Source organism: Streptomyces sp. NPDC002845 (assembly GCF_053591955.1).
Genome location: NZ_JBSFUU010000027.1, coordinates 33,987 through 51,273, shown reverse-complemented (window position 1 = coordinate 51,273; position 17,287 = coordinate 33,987). Strand labels below are relative to the sequence as shown.

Below are 17,287 nucleotides of genomic sequence, written 5' to 3'. Positions count from 1 at the left end.
CGTGGTCTTGTCCGAGCCGCCGCACAGAGGCTAGCGTCTCCTGGCATAGAAAGCGCTTGCTGTAACGCTCACCTCTTCCAGGGCGTACGCGGCGCCGGACGCGTACGAAAGGGAATGACGTGACACGCAAGACGGTGCGTATCGCCATGAACGGCGTGACGGGACGGATGGGCTATCGCCAGCACCTCGTCCGTTCCATCCTGGCCCTCCGCGAGCAGGGCGGCCTCGACCTGGGCGACGGCACCGTGCTGTGGCCCGAGCCGATCCTGGTCGGCCGCCGCGAGTACGCCCTCAAGGCGCTCGCCGAGCAGCACGGCCTGGAGCACTGGGCGACGAACGTGGACGAGGTCCTCTCCGACCCGACGGTCGACATCTACTTCGACGCACAGGTCACCTCGGCCCGCGAGGAAGCGATCAAGAAGGCGATCGCGGCCGGCAAGCACATCTACACGGAGAAGCCGACGGCCACGGGCCTTCAGGGCGCTCTCGAACTCGCCCGCCTGGCCAACGCGGCCGGCATCAAGCACGGCGTCGTCCAGGACAAGCTCTTCCTCCCCGGCCTGCTGAAGCTCAAGCGCCTCATCGACGGCGGCTTCTTCGGCCGCATCCTGTCCATCCGCGGCGAGTTCGGCTACTGGGTCTTCGAGGGCGACTGGCAGCCCGCCCAGCGCCCCTCCTGGAACTACCGCGCCGAGGACGGCGGCGGCATCGTCGTCGACATGTTCCCGCACTGGGAGTACGTCCTCCACGAGCTCTTCGGCCGCGTGCAGTCCGTCCAGGCCATCACCGCCACCCACATCCCGCAGCGCTGGGACGAGCAGGACAAGCCGTACGACGCCACCGCCGACGACGCCGCCTACGGCATCTTCGAGCTGGCCGGCGGCGCCATCGCCCAGATCAACTCCTCCTGGGCCGTCCGCGTCAACCGCGACGAGCTGGTCGAGTTCCAGGTCGACGGCACGGAGGGTTCGGCGGTGGCAGGCCTGAGAAACTGCCGCGTCCAGCACCGGTCCGCGACCCCCAAGCCGGTGTGGAACCCCGACATCCCGGCCACCTACTCCTTCCGCGACCAGTGGCAGGAGGTTCCCGACAACGACGAGTTCGACAACGGCTTCAAGGCCCAGTGGGAGCTCTTCCTCAAGCACGTCTACGCCGGCACCCCCTACCAGTGGGACCTCCTGGCCGGCGCCCGCGGTGTCCAGCTCGCCGAACTGGGTCTGAAGTCCTCGGCCGAGGGCCGCCGTCTCGACGTACCGGAGATCTCGCTGTGACGATCCAACTTCCGGACGAGCGCGGGACGCTGAGGTCGTACACCCCGCGCACCGAACCCCTCGCCCTGTCCACGGGCGCCCCCTTCACCTCCCGTACGGTCTTCTCCGCCGCCCACGTGGTCGCGGACCCGTTCGCGGACGTCTCCCCGGACTCACCGGCCGCCGTCGACTGGGACGCGACCCTCGCCTTCCGCCGCCACCTGTGGTCGCACGGCCTGGGCGTGGCCGAGGCGATGGACACCGCCCAGCGGGGCATGGGCCTGGACTGGGCGGGCGCGGCCGAGCTCATCCGCCGCAGCGCCGCCGAAGCGAAGGCGGCCGGCGGCCGTATCGCGTGCGGGGTCGGCACCGACCAGATCACCTCGGGGACCCTGGAGGAGGTCCGGGCCGCGTACGAGGAGCAGCTCGCCCTCGTCGAGGAGACCGGCGCCCAGGCGATCCTCATGGCCTCCCGCGCCCTCGCGGCGGCCGCCAAGGGCCCCGAGGACTACGTGGAGGTCTACGGCCACCTCCTCCGCCAGTCCGCCGACCCGGTGATCCTGCACTGGCTCGGCCCGATGTTCGACCCGGCGCTGGAGGGCTACTGGGGGTCGAGCGACCTCGACGCGGCCACGGACACCTTCCTGGAGGTCATCGCCGCACACCCCGACAAGGTCGACGGCATCAAGGTCTCCCTCCTGGACGCCCAGCGCGAGATCGACCTGCGCCGCCGCCTCCCCGACGGCGTCCGCTGCTACACCGGCGACGACTTCAACTACCCCGAGCTGATCGCGGGCGACGAACAGGGCTTCAGCCACGCCCTGCTCGGCATCTTCGACCCGCTGGGCCCGCTGGCGGCCGAGGCGGTACGGGTCCTCGACACGGGTGACGTGAAGGGCTTCCGCGAACTCCTCGACCCCACGGTGGAGTTGTCCCGCCACCTGTTCCAGGCCCCGACGCGCTTCTACAAGACGGGAGTCGTCTTCCTGGCCTGGCTCGCGGGCCACCAGTCGCACTTCACGATGGTCGGCGGCCTCCAGTCGGCGCGCTCGCTCCCGCACTTCGCGAAGGCGTACGAACTCGCCGACGGCCTGGGCCTGTTCCCGGACCCGGCGCTGGCCAAGGGCCGCATGAAGAACCTGCTGGCGATGTATGGGGTGGCTCAGTGAGTGCTCTCGCGCGTTTCAGCATCAACCAGATGACGGTGAAGCAGCTGTCGATGCCCGAACTGGTCGAGGCATGCGTCGAGTTGGGGGTCCCCGGCGTGGGCCTCTGGCGCGAGCCGGTCCAGTCGTACGGCGTGGAGGCGAGCGCCAAACTGGTCCGTGACGCGGGCCTGTCCGTCACGACCCTCTGCCGGGGCGGCTTCTTCACGGCGATCGACCCGGAGGAGCGGGCGAAGGCCCTGGACGACAACCGCCGCGCCGTCGACGAGGCGGCCACCCTGGGCACGGACACCCTCGTCCTGGTCTCGGGCGGCCTTCCGCCCGGCTCGAAGGACCTGCACGGCGCGCGGGAGCGGATCGCCGACGCGCTCGCCGAGCTGGGCCCGTACGCGGCCTCCCACGGCGTCCGCCTGGCCATCGAGCCCCTCCACCCGATGTTCGCCTCCGACCGCTGCGTGGTGTCGACCCTGGCCCAGGCCCTGGACCTGGCGGAACGCTTCCCCGCGGACCAGGTGGGCGTCACGGTCGACACGTACCACATCTGGTGGGACGACACGGCTCCGGCGCAGATCGCCCGCGCGGGCGCGGGCGGCCGTATCCACACCTTCCAGCTCGCCGACTGGACCACCCCGCTGCCCGAGGGCGTCCTCACCGGCCGCGGCCAGATCGGCGACGGCTCGATCGACATGCGGGAGTGGAAGGCGTACGTGGAGGCCGCCGGTTACACCGGTCCCATCGAAGTCGAGCTGTTCAACGACGCGTTGTGGGCCCGGGACGGGCGCGAGGTCCTGGCGGAGACGGCTGAACGCTTCGTCCAGCATGTGCTGCCGTGAACGTCATGCGTGCAAGGCTCGACGGCCGCCGGGTGTCGGGAGACACCCGGCGGCCGCGGCCGATCCGGCGGGAAGCGCCTCGTGGGCGGAGTGTCAGGCGGCCGTGCGCGGCTGGGCGGACAGCAGGGTCTGGCTCCATCCGCTCGTGTCCACCTTCCCGAGGCCGCTCAGGTCGGAACCGCTGCCGTTGTACGGGAGAGTGTCGAGGTAGCGGTTGAGTCCGTTGTCCGACCCGAGGCCGAAGAACGCGCCGCCGCCGGGGGCGACCAGGCTGTCCATGCCCTGCCAGGTGGACGACCGCAGTTCGTAGCGCTCCCAGTTGCCGGCACCGGAGATGCGGTACGAGAGCAGCTTTCCGCTGCTCGTGGTGGCCAGCAGCCAGTCGGGCCCGGTGGAGGTCAGGGTCTTCAGTGTGAAGCCGGTGCCGATGGTGGTGTAGTTGGTGATGTGCGAGGCGGAGGGCTTCGACGCGCCGATGGTGTAGCGGAGCAGGGTGCCGTCGGCGATGCCGTACAGGTGACCGCTCCCGTCGTAGGCGAGCAGGTCATGCGTCCAGCCCTTGCCCAGGTAGACCGGGGTTTCGAAGGCGAGGGAGTTGTTGTTCGTGATGACGTCGACGCGGTACAGACGGCCCGTGGTCGAGGTCACCAGGATCGTGTTGAAGTTCAGCGTCGCCATGGCCTTCGGTGTGAAGCCCAGCTTCGCGGAGGACGCCACGGCTCCGTGCGTCCGCTTGCCGGTCCGGGTGTCCACCTGGGTGAAGGTGAGCCGGCCGTCGCTCAGCGTGCCGTAGATGTTGGCGGAGCCGGTGGAGCCGACCACCTTGTTGTAGCGCACGCCGTGGTAACCGGAGTTCTCGTAGTGCGACTTGGTGTGGGTGGTGTGGCGCCCTGCCTTGCCGTAGTCGTACTCCTCGTAGACCCACATGCGGGTCTTGCCGGAGTCGGCCCACTTGTCGAAGAGCGCGACATGGCCGCTGCCGAGGATGGCGTCGCCGGGCTGGAGGTTGTTCAGGGAGACTCTGGTGGTGTCGCCGAAGCCGTCGAGGTTGCGGGTGTTGCGGTCCCAGCCGCCCGACTTGGGCAGGCGCCAGGCCATGGAGACGAAGCCGGAGCAGTCCGGGCGGTACTTCTCGCCGGTGACGGACACCTTGGCGTCGCTCTGGTCCTGGCTGTAGATCACGCCGTAGTTGTTCATCCACCACTGGGCGCGGGTCAGGATCTCGTTGCGGCTGATCGAACCGCCGACCGACGATGCGGCCTGGGCGGTGCCGGGACCGGCCACCTCGGTGACGACGGCGGAAGTGAGCGCGAGCAGGGTCACTGTGAGCGCGGCGGCGATCGAGGTGACCATGCGCCGCAGGCGGATACGCATGATGTCTTTCCCCCTGGTGATGAGATGAAGGGTTGTTTCGCCACACAGACTCGGCGGAACCTCTTCAGCCGTGCTTCAGGGGATCTGCAGCCTCCGCTGAAGCGCAGGTGATCTCCGCGTACTCCCGGGCTCCGCGGTCCCGGAAGACGCCGAGAGCATGCGTCCGGGCCGCCCGCGCCGCAGCCGTGTCGCCCAGCGCCTCGTGCACCAGGGACAGGTCGTACTCGGTGCGCGCCCGCCACAGCGGGGTGTCCATCGCCTCCCACAGCGACATCGCGGCGTCCAGACAGCTCCGCGCGAGGTCGAGCCGTCGGTCGGCGAGATGCAGCTGGCCGATGACCCGCAGCGTCGCCGCCTGACCGAAACGGTCACCGGCGGTACGGGCCGCCGACAGGGCCCATTCCAGGCGGGGGAGCGCCTCGTCGCCGTGGCCCATGCGCATCCGCGTCTTGGCGTGGGCGCGGACGGCGTAGGACCGCATCAGCTCGTCGCCGAGTTCGGCGAAGACGGCCGCCGATTCCGCGCAGGCGCGCAGCGCCTCCAGGTACGCGCCACGGGCCCGGTGCAACATGCCCTGAGTGCGCAGGGTCATCGCGATCCCGCGGCGGCTGCCGGCCCGGCGGTACGCCTGGAGGGACACGGCGAGATCAGCCTCGGCACCGGCGTAGTCGCCCTGCTCCAGCCGTACCGAGCCGCGGACCCGGTAGACATGACCGATGCCGGGCCGGTCGTCGAGCGCGTGCAGCAAGGTGCCGGCCTGGTCGAGGAAGTGCAGTGCCTCGGCCAGATGCCCCGGCTCCCGGCAGGCCGTGCCCAGTCCGGCCAGCGCCGCCGCCTGCCCGCGCACATCGCGCTCGGCGCGGAAGCCGCTCAGTGCCTCCCCGTAGTGGCGGCGTGCCTCGGCGAAACGATCCTGCGCGTAGCGCAGCTGGGCGAGTTCGGCCTGGACGACGGCCTGGGTGTGCGGATCGCCGGTCCGTTGCGCCGCGGTGACGGCGACACCGGTGATCCGCTCCCGGAACTCGAAACGGTTGCTGCCGAGTTCGACCGCCGAGTGAGCGGACACCAGGGCGCACACCAGACGGTCCAGCCCCAGCCCTGCGGCGCGTTCCACCGTCGTGGTCAGGGCGGGTTCCTCGCCCGTCAGCCAACGGGCGACACATCCCAGCAACCGCTCCACGTGCTCCACGGACGGCTCGGGCACGGGTGCGCTCACCGGAGTCCAGGCCATCTCCGCGGGAGGGCTGCTCGCCGCAATGGCGCCCAGCAGGGCCAGCCAGCCGTGCAGCGCCCGCTCCACCGCCGCCCGCAGTACCTCCGTCGGCTCCGTCTCCTCGGCCCGCTCGCGGGCGAACAGCCGGACCAGGTCGTGCAGCCGGTAGCGGCTGTCCCCGGCGGCGTCCACACCGGTGAAGCCCACCAGATGCGCGTCCACCAGGGTCTCCAGCAGCTGTTGCGCCTCCCCCTCCGGCCGGTCGAGCAGCAGGGCCACGATCCAGGTGGAGAACTCGGGCAGGCCCAGGTGGCCCACGCGCCCGAGCGCCGTCCGGGCGTCCCCGTCGAGGGCTGTGTAGCTCAGGCTGAGGGTGCTGCGCACCGCGAGGTCGCCCGCGTACAGCTCGTCGAGCCGATGCCGCTCGTCGTCCAGCCGCTCGGCCAGCACCGACAACGGCAGCTTGCGGCGCATGGCGAGCCGGGCCCCGGCGATCCGGATGGCCAGGGGCAGATGGCTGCACGCGGTGAGGATGCGGGCCGCGGCATCCGGCTCCGCCCGGATCCGGTCCCCTCCGACAATCGCCGTCAGCAGATCGTGTGCCTCCTGCTCGGTCAGCACTTCCAGCTCGGTCAGCCGCGCTCCCGCGAGCCCGCCGAGCCGGTCCCGCGAGGTGATGAGCACCGCGCAGCCGCCGCCGGCGGGCAGCAGTGGGCGCACCTGCTGTTCGTGGGCGGCGTCGTCGAGCACGATGAGCACGCGCCGCCCCGCCAGCAGGGTGCGGTAGAGCTCCACCTTGGCCTGCGTCGATTCCGGGACGCGCGGGTCCGGCACGCCCAGTGCGCGCAGAAAGCTGTCGAGGACCTCGCCGGGAGTGGCCGGGGCCTCGGTCATGCCCCGCAGCTCCGCGTACAGCTGCCCGTCCGGGAAGCGTGCCGCCACTCCATGGGCCACATGGACGGCCAGCGCCGACTTGCCGCTGCCGCCCGGCCCGGCCACCACCTGGACGGCCGGTGTCCCGGCGGTCAGGGCCTCGGTCAGCTCGGTGAGCGCCTCGTGGCGGCCGGTGAAGTCGGCCAGGCCGGGCGGCAGCAGAGCGGGGACGCGGTGGCCGTCGGTGGACGGCGGCGCCGCGCCGGGCAGCTGTTCGTCCTCGCCGCGCAGTATGGCCGAGTGCAGGGCGCTCAGCTCCGGCCCCGGCTCGATCCCCAGTTCCGCCACGAGGGTGTCCCGGCCCGTCCGGTAGCAGGCGAGGGCGTCCGCCTGGCGTCCCAGCCGATAGAGGGTCACCATGAGCTGGCCGCGCAGCCGCTCGTTCGCCGGACACTCCTCCACCAGAGCGGTGAGTTCGGCAAGGTGGTTCAGCCGCCCCAGGGCCAGCTCGGCGGCGTACAGTTCCTCGGCCGCGGAGATCCGCAGCTCGTCCAGGCGCCGGGCCTCCCCGGCGAGCAGTGAGTCCTCCAGCCCGGAGAGCGCCGGGCCGCGCCACAGCGCGCGGGCCTCGCGCAGCAGCGTCGCCGCCGGGGCGAAGTCCTGTGCGGCGGCCTGCTCCTTCGCTTCGGCCAGCAGCCGGCCGAAGTGGTCCGCGTCCACCGTCGCCGCCCCGGCGCGCAGCACGTAACCCGGCGCGCGGGTGACGATGACATCGGGGTGGCCCGCGTCGGTGAAGGCTCGGCGCAGGGTGGAGACATAGGTCTGGATGAGCGCGCGGGCACTGGCCGACGGCTGCTCGGGCCATACGATGTCGATCAGCCGCTCGGTGTGCACCACCCGGCCGGTCTCCAGCGCCAGGGCCGCCAGGAGCGCGCGCGGCTTGCCGCCACCCAGTTCGATCCGTCCGCCCCGTGTCTCCGCCTCGACCGGGCCGAGCAGCCGCAGCTGCAGCATGTCTGCTTCCTTCAGGCCGTCAAACAGGCTCCAGCGGGCCGTATCGTGCGTGGTCGCTGCCGTACAGATGGGCCCAGTAGCGGTCGCCGTACGACCAGTGCCACCACACGTCAGGGTAGTTGGTCAGCCCCGCGAAGCTCAACGCATCGCCCAGGGAGCGGCGGTGCTCGACGGCGACCGGGTCCAGCGGCGGGCAGGCGGCGCGGGACGGTGCTACGGCGGTATGGGGGCCTTCCGGCCCGAGCCAGAGCTCAACGCCGTCCATCGTGCACAGCGTCAGATCGGCCGCCGCGCCCGTCTCGTGCCCGGCGCACAGCCGAGCCTGCGCATCCGTCGCCGGCGGCCGGTGTGCCGTCAGCACCAGCAGACGCAGTCCCGGCGGCAGCAGGGTCTGCGCGGCGACCAGACGGTCCACGACACCCAGCCGAAGCAGCGAAGGCGCCGCCGTCACGAACGGGGAGCCGTGCTGCGGGGCGACCCGCAGGGCCGCTACCGTCCGCAGATCGACCAGCGGTTCACCGCACTCGTGAACCGGGACCGCAGCGGCCCCGGGACCGGGTGGCGTCGACGCCTCTTCCAGAACTCTGCCCTCCGTCGGCGGGTTCCCGACCGGGGCATCCTCCCGGGGGCCGCTACAGAATTCCTTCAGCTGCGGTTGAAGCCGTCAGCCTGCGCGTCAGCCGTCAGCGCCTTCGCGTTGCGCCGACGCTGCCGGGACAGCCCGTCAGCGGCCGGAAGAAATCCCAGACCTCCGTGCAACCCTTCCCTCATCCCGTGGGTTGTACGTGGCATCAGGACTTCCCGGAGGGGGATCTGGGGGGATCTGGGGGGGATCGCGGGGGTCCTGGCAGGAGGGGAAAGCCGAGGGGCCCGGTCGACGGCCCGGGCCCCTCGAATACTTCATGGGCTCGGCGGCCACGGACACCGGCACCGAATCACGGCGTCAGCGCCTCAGCCGCCGACATGCCCCTCCTTGACGGCGTCGACGAACGCCGCCCAGCCGCCCGCCGAGAAGGTCACCGCCGGGCCGGTGACGGCCTTGCTGTCGCGGACGGGCACGCCGGCGTGGCCACGGGCGACTTCGAGGCAGTCGCCCTGGTCGCCCCCGCTGTAGCTGGACTTGGACCAGCCGGTGAGCGTGGACGAGTCGGAAACAGTGTGCTCACTGCTGACCATGTGCGTGTTCCTCCGCTGCCGCCCTGACGAGGGCCAGTGACTCCTGCTGCGACAACGCGTCGCTCAGCGCAAGAGCGTAGGCGGTCTGACTGGCGGCCACCAGCGCAGGATCGTCCATCAAGTGGCCGGTGAGAAAGGCTTCGACGTAGGCCACCGGGGCAGAGTCCTCGAAGCTCATGAGTGTGAGATAGCTCTGCTGGAGCGCGTGTGCCCCGACACCGTACGGAAGCACATGCAGCCGCAGCCGTCCCGTCTCGGCCAAGTCCGCGATCTTGTGCAGTTGTTCGACCATGACCTGCGGGCCGCCGACGCGGCGTCGCAGCACGGACTCGTCGAGCAACGTCCAGACGACCGGGCTCAACGGCCCGTCGAGAATCCGGGCACGCTTTGTTCGAATGACAACCGCTTCGTCAAGTTCCTCTGTGGTGTGATTCGGCCGGTACGCGCGGAACACGGCACGCGCGTAGCCGTCGGTCTGGAGCACGCCTGGCACCAGCGAGAGCGCGAACTGCTGGATGAGCGTGGCCTGTTGCTCCAACTCGGCTACGGGAGCGAAGTGGTCGTTGTATTTCGAGTCCAGGTCCTCCAGCCACCGTGCGAAGAACCCATCCGTCCTCAGCGCCCGATCAATCCGCTTCGCGTCATCAGGTTTCGGCAGTCGCCTCCCGGCCTCGAAATGGCTGATCAGCGTGGGCGAGCACACGACCTGATCGGCCAATTGCTCCTGCGTCAACCCGGCCGCTGTCCGCCGCAGCCTCAGCTCCTCCCCGTACTTCTCACGCTGAGTCCGAGGCGTACGTCGATCGTTCACGCAGCCAACTCCCCTTCTTGACAGACGCGGTGTCAACCCCAACCCCCTGGCAGCGTAGCCACCGTCGACCCCACTCTGTGATGGATTCGCCACACATCGCAGTCGCCGCAGGTGAGTGCAGCCCTGGTGGCACCCACCCGAAGAAGGCAGAGTGACGTGACAGACCTGCTCACCCGACTCCTCGACCCGCTCCTCCGTGTCCTCCTCCCCGCCGCAGGGCGACGCCGCCGTACCCCGGCCCCGCCCGCGCACCCGTATCGGTACTCCTGCGATGACGTCCACGTCGGCGGTCCGGCCGCCCGCCGCCCGAGTGAGCACCCGCCGCTCGACGAGGGCAGCCCGCTGGTACGCCCTTACCTGCTCGCGTACGAGCGGGCCCACGGCCTGGAGGTGAACGCGTGAACGACGCACGCGGCCGATACGGCGAGCAGGTGACCGTACGGCTCTTGCCCTGGGCGGGCCGGGAGGACAAGCCCTGCTACCTGGTGGGCGACGGCTCGGGCCGGGTCTCGCGTCTCTCGGACCAGATCGAGAGCATCCAGCTGGGGATGGCGGGCCAACTGCTCGACCACGCCGCCGCCCTCCTCGCGGAACACCGCACGACGAGCGGCGAACTGCGTTACCTCGCCCGACGGCTCAGCGAATCCCTGCTGGACGTCAAACGTGTCGCGGAGAGCAGAGGGGCCCGGCTCGGGCGGAGCAGCCCCGCCACTTCGGACCACGACCCGCCCGCGGAGCACGGCGCCGCGGATGGTGACGGAACCACGGCCTGATCCGTAGTGGTTCCGGGCTGAACAGCCGTACCCCGGCGGCCGCCGATCGTGTCCGCGCGAAGGGTTACTGGGGAGTTGGGGCATCCGCTACTCTCTCCGTTCCCGTCACCCATCGGTATTGGCTGATTGTTCTCTGCCCGGACACATGGCGACCCGTGAAACTTCCATGGCTGTCGGGACTGTGACCGTGCGCGTCAACCAGACCGCGTACCCACCTGCGTGACCGAACAGAAGGACGCAATGAGCAGCAGATCCCGCATCCTCAAGCCCTTGCTGGTCATGGGCATGACAGTCGCACTCACCGTCAGCCTGGCGAGCAGCGCCTTCGCCGGGGTGCTGAGGCCCCTGCCCGCCAACGCCACCGCGTTCCAGCGGGCGTTCGAGCCGGTCTACGACTACGACACGGACAGCTGTTACCCGGCGGCCGCCGTCGACCCCAACGGGAACCTCAACGGCGGTCTGAATCCGTCCGGTTCCATCACCGGTCAGTGCCGCGGTTCGGGTCACCTCGACAACGACAACAGCTACTCGCGGGCCAAGTGCGACCAGGGCTGGTGCGGGATCATCTACGCCACGTACTTCGAGAAGGACCAGGCGACCCCGTTCGGCGGCGGGCACCGCCACGACTGGGAGTGCGTGGTGGTCTGGGTGAGGCAGGGGGCCGGCCAGCCCTCCCACGTGTCCGTCTCGGCCCACGGAGGCTTCAGCACGTACCCCGCCGACCAGGTCCCGTGGTGGGACGCCAACCGGCAGCACCCCAAGATCGTGTACCACAAGGACGGCGTGAGCACCCACGCCTTCCGCCTGGCCAAGTGGGGCGAGGAGCCGGAGAACGCGACCGGGCAGTGGCACTGGGAGGACCTGGTCAGCTGGGACCAGTACCCGGCGACCTGGATCCGCGACCGGCTGGCCGACAACAACTGGGGCAGCGCCAACTTCCCCATCAAGAACGGCAACTTCGAGAGCAACCTCAACAAGGCCAAGCCGTCGGGCATCACGTTCGATCCCTGGGCCTGACACGCCCGTCCGGCGCCTCCCCGGCGCCGCGTCGGCACCTCGCGAAAAAGTCCTCGGAGACCGTGCAACCCTTCCGGCACCCGGTGGGTCGTACTTGGCATCGGGACCACTCGGAGGGGGATCTGGGGGGATCGCGGGGGTTCTGATATGGAGGGGAAAGCCGAGGGACCCGGTCCATCGACCGGGTCCCTCGAAGCATGTCCGCCGCTCGCGGGCACGGCACCCCGGCCCGGAAGGCGAGGTCCACCACGCGCGGACCGGACGGGATGGGCATACCCGCGTCACAGACCAGCACCTCGTGCCCATGGCCCAACTCGGCCGGCGCAGCGGACAGATGACGGTTGAGTATCCCGGCCCTCTTCACAGGGCGGCCGCCTCCTCCGCGGTCGGGAAGGACTCCTGCGCCCCGGCCTTCGTGACGGCGGCCGCTCCGACGCGGGCGGCGTACCCGGCGGCCTCGGCCAACCCGGCGCCGGCCCCCAGCCTCCACGCCAGCGCGGCGGCGAACGCGTCCCCGGCCCCCGTCGTGTCCACGGCCTCCACCTTCACGGACGGGACCCGGGCGGTGCCCTCCGCCGACGCCGCCAACGCCCCCTCCGCGCCCAGCGTGACGACCACCGAACGCGGCCCGAGCGCCAGCAGGGCCCGCGCCCAGTCCTCGGGGGAGCCCTCCAGGTCACCGCCGACGATGACCCGCGCCTCGTGCTCGTTGACGATCAGCGGGTCGCAGGCCGCGAGCACCTCGTCCGGGAGTGGCCGGGGCGGCGACGGGTTCAGTACGAAACGGGTGCCGTCCGGCAGATTCCGTACGACCTCCACGACCGTCTCCAAGGGGATCTCCAACTGCGCCGAGACGACCCGGGAGGACCGCAACAGAGGTCCGGCGGCCCGGATGTCCTCCGGTGTGAGCCGCCCGTTGGCCCCCGGCGACACCACGATGCTGTTGTCCCCCGACGGGTCGACCGTGATCAGCGCGACCCCGGTGGGCGCCCCGCCGGCCAGCACCCCCGTGGTGTCGACCCCCGCGTCCCGCTGCGAGTCGAGCAGCAGCCGCCCGTGGGCGTCGTCGCCGACCCGGGCCAGCAGGGCCGTACGGGCGCCGAGGCGGGCCGCGGCGACGGCCTGGTTGGCGCCCTTGCCGCCCGGGTGGACGGCCAGGTCGGAGCCGAGCACGGTCTCCCCGGCCGCGGGCCGCCGCTCGACCCCGATCACCAGATCGGCGTTGGCCGACCCCACGACCAGCAGGTCGTAGTCGTACATGAACTGTCTCCCTCGCTGATGACCAGCCCGCCAGGGCGCAGGTCCCCATTGATGCCGACATCGACGCCGACGCTGTCGGTCGGACCCGATACGGTCGGATCATGTCCATTCAGGCGGGGAATTCCCAGCAGGCGGGGAGCGGAGCGCGGCAACTGGCCGTCCTCGAAGGCGTCCTGGAGAGGATCACGTACGCCAATGAGGAGAACGGGTACACGGTCGCCCGGGTCGACACCGGCAGGGGCGCCGGTGATCTGCTCACCGTCGTCGGCGCTCTGCTCGGCGCCCAGGTCGGCGAGTCGCTGCGCATGGAGGGGCGCTGGGGTTCCCACCCGCAGTACGGCAAGCAGTTCACGGTGGAGAACTACACGACGGTGCTCCCCGCCACCGTCCAGGGCATCCGTCGCTACCTGGGCTCCGGCCTGGTCAAGGGCATCGGCCCGGTCTTCGCCGACCGCATCACCCAGCACTTCGGCCTGGACACGCTCACGGTCATCGAGGAGGAGCCCAAGCGGCTCATCGAGGTCCCCGGCCTCGGCCCCAAGCGCACCAAGAAGATCGCCGACGCCTGGGAGGAACAGAAGGCGATCAAGGAGGTCATGCTCTTCCTCCAGACCGTCGAGGTGTCCACGTCCATCGCCGTCCGCATCTACAAGAAGTACGGCGACGCCTCCATCTCGGTCGTCAAGAACCAGCCGTACCGCCTGGCGGCCGACGTCTGGGGCATCGGCTTCCTCACCGCCGACAAGATCGCCCAGTCCGTCGGCATCCCCCACGACAGCCCGGAGCGCGTCAAGGCGGGCCTCCAGTACGCCCTGTCCCAGTCCACCGACCAGGGCCACTGCTACCTCCCCGAGGAGCGGCTGATCTCCGACGCGGTCAAGCTGCTCCAGGTGGACACGGGCCTGGTCATCGAGTGCCTGGCCGAGCTGGCGGCACCCCCTCAGGACGACGCCGACCCCGGGGTCGTACGGGAACAGGTGCCCGGCCCGGACGGCGGGGACCCCGTGACGGCCATCTACCTGGTCCCCTTCCACCGGGCCGAACTCTCCCTCTCCGCCCAGCTGTTGCGGCTGCTGCGCACGGACGAGGACCGGATGCCCGGCTTCCGGGACGTGGCCTGGGACAAGGCCCTGACCTGGCTCAAGGGGCGTACGGGGGCCGAGCTCGCCCCCGAGCAGGAGGAGGCCGTCCGGCTCGCGCTCACCGAGAAGGTCGCCGTCCTCACCGGCGGCCCCGGCTGCGGCAAGTCCTTCACGGTCCGCTCGATCGTGGAGCTGGCCCGCGCGAAGAAGGCGAAGGTCGTCCTGGCCGCCCCCACCGGCCGCGCCGCCAAGCGCCTCTCCGAGCTGACCGGAGCGGACGCCTCCACCGTCCACCGCCTCCTGGAGCTGAAGCCCGGCGGCGACGCGGCGTACGACAGGGACCGTCCCCTGGACGCCGACCTGGTGGTCGTCGACGAGGCATCGATGCTCGACCTCCTCCTCGCCAACAAGCTGGTCAAGGCGGTCGCCCCGGGCGCCCACATCCTCTTCGTCGGAGACGTGGACCAGCTGCCCAGCGTCGGCGCCGGCGAGGTCCTGCGCGATCTGCTCGCCGACGGCAGCCCCATCCCTGCGGTCCGCCTCACCCGCGTCTTCCGCCAGGCCCAGCAGTCGGGAGTCGTCACCAACGCGCACCGGATCAACTCCGGGCAGCACCCGGTCACCGACAACATGAAGGACTTCTTCCTCTTCGTCGAGGACGACACGGAGGCAGCCGGCCGGCTCACGGTGGACGTGGCGGCACGGCGGATTCCGGCCAAGTTCGGGCTCGACCCGCGCCGGGACGTCCAGGTCCTGGCCCCCATGCACCGCGGCCCGGCGGGCGCGGGCACCCTCAACGGGCTGCTCCAGCAGGCCATCACCCCCGCCCGCCCGGACCTGCCCGAGAAGCGGTTCGGCGGTCGGGTCTTCCGTGTCGGCGACAAGGTCACCCAGATCCGCAACAATTATGAGAAGGGCGAGAACGGTGTCTTCAACGGCACCGTCGGCGTGGTCACCGCCCTCGACCCGGTCGACCAGCGCCTGACGGTGCTGACGGACGAGGACGAGGAGGTGGCGTACGAGTTCGACGAACTGGACGAGCTGGCCCACGCGTACGCGGTGACCATCCACCGCTCCCAGGGCAGTGAGTACCCGGCGGTGGTCATCCCGGTCACCACCAGCGCCTGGATGATGCTCCAGCGCAACCTGCTCTACACGGCGGTGACCCGCGCCAAGAAGCTGGTCGTCCTCGTCGGCTCCCGCAAGGCGATAGCCCAGGCGGTCCGCTCGGTGTCCGCGGGCCGCAGGTGCACGGCCCTGGACTTCCGGCTGGCACCCCGTCCCCTGACCGGCTGACGGGCCGGCCGGCTGACGGGTCGGCCGGCCCACAGTTCCGGCCGAACTACGGCCTGCCGGATGTCTGCCGGATGCTGTCGGAAGCCTGGCCGATGCCTGGTTGAGGCCCGCCCGGATGGGTATCGGGCGGGTATCCAGAAAAATGATCGATCAAATGAGTCGTAAAGGTCACACAGCACTTCCAGATGCCCCGAGAACGGGGCAGGATGAGCAAGTTGGCGGCACTGAGTGCCGCCGATGAGCCCAACGGTCGACCCCGAGTGCACTCTCCTGAGCCAAATGGGGGATGGTAGAGACAGTCAGGGCACCTCGAAGATGAGGCACTACGTCGGTGAGGGAAGACGTGAGCGAGAACTCTGTAGTACTGCGGTACGGCGACGGCGAGTACAGCTACCCGGTGATCGACAGCACTGTCGGCGACAAGGGCTTCGATATCGGGAAGCTCCGGGCCCAGACCGGTCTGGTGACCCTGGACAGCGGGTACGGCAACACCGCCGCTTATAAATCCGCCATTACCTACCTCGACGGCGAAGCGGGCATCCTCCGCTACCGCGGCTACCCGATCGAGCAGCTGGCCGAACGCTCCACCTTCCTGGAGGTGGCCTACCTGCTGATCAACGGCGAGCTGCCGACCGTCGACCAACTCGCCGCCTTCAAGAGCGAGATCACGCAGCACACCCTGCTGCACGAGGACGTCAAGAACTTCTACCGGGGCTTCCCGCGCGACGCCCACCCGATGGCGATGCTCTCCTCGGTGGTCAGCGCACTGTCGACGTTCTACCAGGACAGCCACAACCCCTTCGACGAGAAGCAGCGCGACCTCTCCACGATCCGGCTGCTGGCCAAGCTGCCGACGATCGCGGCGTACGCGTACAAGAAGTCGATCGGCCACCCGTTCGTCTATCCGCGCAACGACCTCGGTTACGTCGAGAACTTCCTGCGCATGACCTTCTCGGTCCCGGCGCAGGAGTACGACCTCGACCCGGTCGTGGTCTCCGCGCTCGACAAGCTGCTGATCCTGCACGCGGACCACGAGCAGAACTGTTCGACGTCCACGGTCCGCCTGGTCGGCTCCTCGCAGGCGAACATGTTCGCCTCGATCTCGGCCGGCATCTCCGCCCTGTGGGGCCCGCTGCACGGCGGCGCCAACCAGTCGGTGCTGGAGATGCTGGAGGGCATCCGCGACTCGGGCAGCGACGTCGACACCTTCATCCGCAAGGTGAAGAACAAGGAAGACGGCGTGAAGCTCATGGGCTTCGGGCACCGCGTCTACAAGAACTTCGACCCCCGGGCGAAGATCATCAAGGCGGCGGCGCACGACGTCCTCTCGGCCCTCGGCAAGTCCGACGAGCTTCTCGACATCGCGCTCAAGCTCGAAGAGCACGCGCTGGCCGACGACTACTTCGTCTCCCGCAAGCTCTACCCGAACGTGGACTTCTACACCGGTCTGATCTACCGCGCCATGGGCTTCCCGACCGAGATGTTCACGGTTCTCTTCGCCCTCGGCCGCCTGCCGGGCTGGATCGCCCAGTGGCACGAGATGATCAAGGAGCCGGGCTCCCGCATCGGCCGCCCGCGCCAGATCTACACGGGCGTCGTCGAGCGCGACTTCGTCCCGGTCGAGGCTCGATGATTTTTTAGGCTCGGTTCGCCTCCGGGGCGCAAAAGCCGGTGTCGAGAGCCCGACCGTGCTCGACCCCTCCTTCGTCGGGGCCTCCGCGCGCTCGGGCTCTCGACACCGGCGCGCCCCTTCGGCTCACTCGCCGGACAGTGATCCACATGGCGAAGCCACGGTCACAAGGCAGGCAATAAAGAAGGCGCCCTGCAGCACCGGTCCCCCCACGGGCCGGCGAGCAGGGCGCCTTCCCATGTCCCGGTGCGGATTCCCCCCACGGGATCCGGCCGGGCGTCTGGTGGGCCAGCGCCTGAATCGCTGAGCAGAACGAGCAGAACTCGCCCTGCCACTTTCTTTGCGGTCTGCCGGGACGCGTACGTACGGGAGGGCCGCTCAAAGCTCCCCGGTGCACGTGCCCCGGCAACGCCGTTTCCGGGAACGTCCCCCAAGACATCCCCAGATGTCAGTCACGCCCCCCAAGACGCTTCTGACATCGCCAACTTAGACTCACGAACCCCTTCGATGGTTACCTTG

General features: G+C 70.1%; 14 protein-coding genes and 1 pseudogene. 8 read left to right on the top strand and 7 right to left on the bottom strand.

From position 1 onward, the window contains the following. Positions 1–119 precede the first annotated feature (119 nt). The 3 genes from ACWD3C_RS20985 to ACWD3C_RS20975 are packed head-to-tail and all read left to right on the top strand — an operon-like array spanning position 120 to position 3,249. Positions 120–1,271: a Gfo/Idh/MocA family protein gene (locus ACWD3C_RS20985; protein WP_451145974.1), complete on the top strand. Its 1,152-nt coding sequence runs from the start codon at positions 120–122 to the stop codon at positions 1,269–1,271. Beyond that, on the top strand, positions 1,268–2,419 hold the full coding sequence (locus tag ACWD3C_RS20980; RefSeq protein WP_451145972.1) for a dihydrodipicolinate synthase family protein: 1,152 nt from the start codon (positions 1,268–1,270) through the stop codon (positions 2,417–2,419). The genes ACWD3C_RS20985 and ACWD3C_RS20980 overlap by 4 nt, the downstream gene beginning before the upstream one ends. A 29-nt stretch (positions 2,420–2,448) precedes the next feature. Then, entirely contained in the window at positions 2,449–3,249 is an 801-nt protein-coding gene (locus ACWD3C_RS20975; protein WP_451146085.1) for a sugar phosphate isomerase/epimerase family protein, read from the top strand. A gap of 93 nt (positions 3,250–3,342) precedes the next feature. Here the strand turns inward: ACWD3C_RS20975 and ACWD3C_RS20970 are convergent, their stop codons facing one another. The 5 genes from ACWD3C_RS20970 to ACWD3C_RS20950 all read right to left on the bottom strand — a co-directional run bounded on the left by ACWD3C_RS20970 (position 3,343) and on the right by ACWD3C_RS20950 (position 9,710). Beyond that, positions 3,343–4,623: a hypothetical protein gene (locus tag ACWD3C_RS20970; protein WP_451145970.1), complete on the bottom strand. Its 1,281-nt coding sequence runs from the start codon at positions 4,621–4,623 to the stop codon at positions 3,343–3,345. 64 nt (positions 4,624–4,687) lie between these two features. Then, a complete protein-coding gene (locus tag ACWD3C_RS20965; RefSeq protein WP_451145968.1) occupies positions 4,688–7,723 on the bottom strand; it encodes an AfsR/SARP family transcriptional regulator in 3,036 nt (1,011 codons plus the stop codon). A gap of 19 nt (positions 7,724–7,742) precedes the next feature. Further along, complete coding sequence (locus tag ACWD3C_RS20960; protein ID WP_451145966.1) at positions 7,743–8,138, bottom strand: hypothetical protein; 396 nt, start codon at positions 8,136–8,138, stop codon at positions 7,743–7,745. 536 nt (positions 8,139–8,674) lie between these two features. Then, entirely contained in the window at positions 8,675–8,899 is a 225-nt protein-coding gene (locus ACWD3C_RS20955) for a DUF397 domain-containing protein (protein WP_451145964.1), read from the bottom strand. Continuing rightward, on the bottom strand, positions 8,886–9,710 hold the full coding sequence (locus tag ACWD3C_RS20950; protein ID WP_451146083.1) for a helix-turn-helix domain-containing protein: 825 nt from the start codon (positions 9,708–9,710) through the stop codon (positions 8,886–8,888). The genes ACWD3C_RS20955 and ACWD3C_RS20950 overlap by 14 nt, the downstream gene beginning before the upstream one ends. A gap of 156 nt (positions 9,711–9,866) precedes the next feature. Here ACWD3C_RS20950 and ACWD3C_RS20945 point away from each other — a divergent pair, with 156 nt between their 5' ends. From ACWD3C_RS20945 to ACWD3C_RS20935, 3 genes are all read left to right on the top strand, one after another. Further along, positions 9,867–10,112 (top strand): hypothetical protein, encoded by a 246-nt coding sequence (locus tag ACWD3C_RS20945; protein WP_451145962.1) that lies wholly within the window; start codon positions 9,867–9,869, stop codon positions 10,110–10,112. Then, positions 10,109–10,483, top strand: coding sequence for a hypothetical protein (locus tag ACWD3C_RS20940; protein WP_451145960.1), 375 nt, complete (start codon positions 10,109–10,111; stop codon positions 10,481–10,483). The genes ACWD3C_RS20945 and ACWD3C_RS20940 overlap by 4 nt, the downstream gene beginning before the upstream one ends. Positions 10,484–10,723: 240 nt before the next feature. Then, positions 10,724–11,500, top strand: a complete 777-nt coding sequence (locus tag ACWD3C_RS20935; protein WP_451145958.1) for an NPP1 family protein — start codon at positions 10,724–10,726, stop codon at positions 11,498–11,500. 217 nt (positions 11,501–11,717) lie between these two features. Here the strand turns inward: ACWD3C_RS20935 and ACWD3C_RS20930 are convergent. Continuing rightward, positions 11,718–11,864, bottom strand: a pseudogene (locus ACWD3C_RS20930) (RbsD/FucU domain-containing protein); the annotation flags it as partial. After that, positions 11,861–12,760 carry a ribokinase gene (locus ACWD3C_RS20925; protein WP_451145956.1) on the bottom strand — a complete coding sequence of 300 codons (900 nt, stop codon included), beginning with the start codon at positions 12,758–12,760 and terminating at the stop codon, positions 11,861–11,863. The gene ACWD3C_RS20925 and the pseudogene ACWD3C_RS20930, both read right to left, overlap by 4 nt. Positions 12,761–12,861: 101 nt before the next feature. Here ACWD3C_RS20925 and recD2 point away from each other — a divergent pair, with 101 nt between their 5' ends. Together recD2 and ACWD3C_RS20915 are read left to right on the top strand one after the other, a co-directional pair. After that, positions 12,862–15,138 carry an SF1B family DNA helicase RecD2 gene (gene recD2 / locus ACWD3C_RS20920; RefSeq protein ID WP_451145954.1) on the top strand — a complete coding sequence of 759 codons (2,277 nt, stop codon included), beginning with the start codon at positions 12,862–12,864 and terminating at the stop codon, positions 15,136–15,138. 343 nt (positions 15,139–15,481) lie between these two features. Further along, positions 15,482–16,771 (top strand): citrate synthase, encoded by a 1,290-nt coding sequence (locus tag ACWD3C_RS20915; protein WP_451145952.1) that lies wholly within the window; start codon positions 15,482–15,484, stop codon positions 16,769–16,771. Positions 16,772–17,287: the final 516 nt, after the last annotated feature.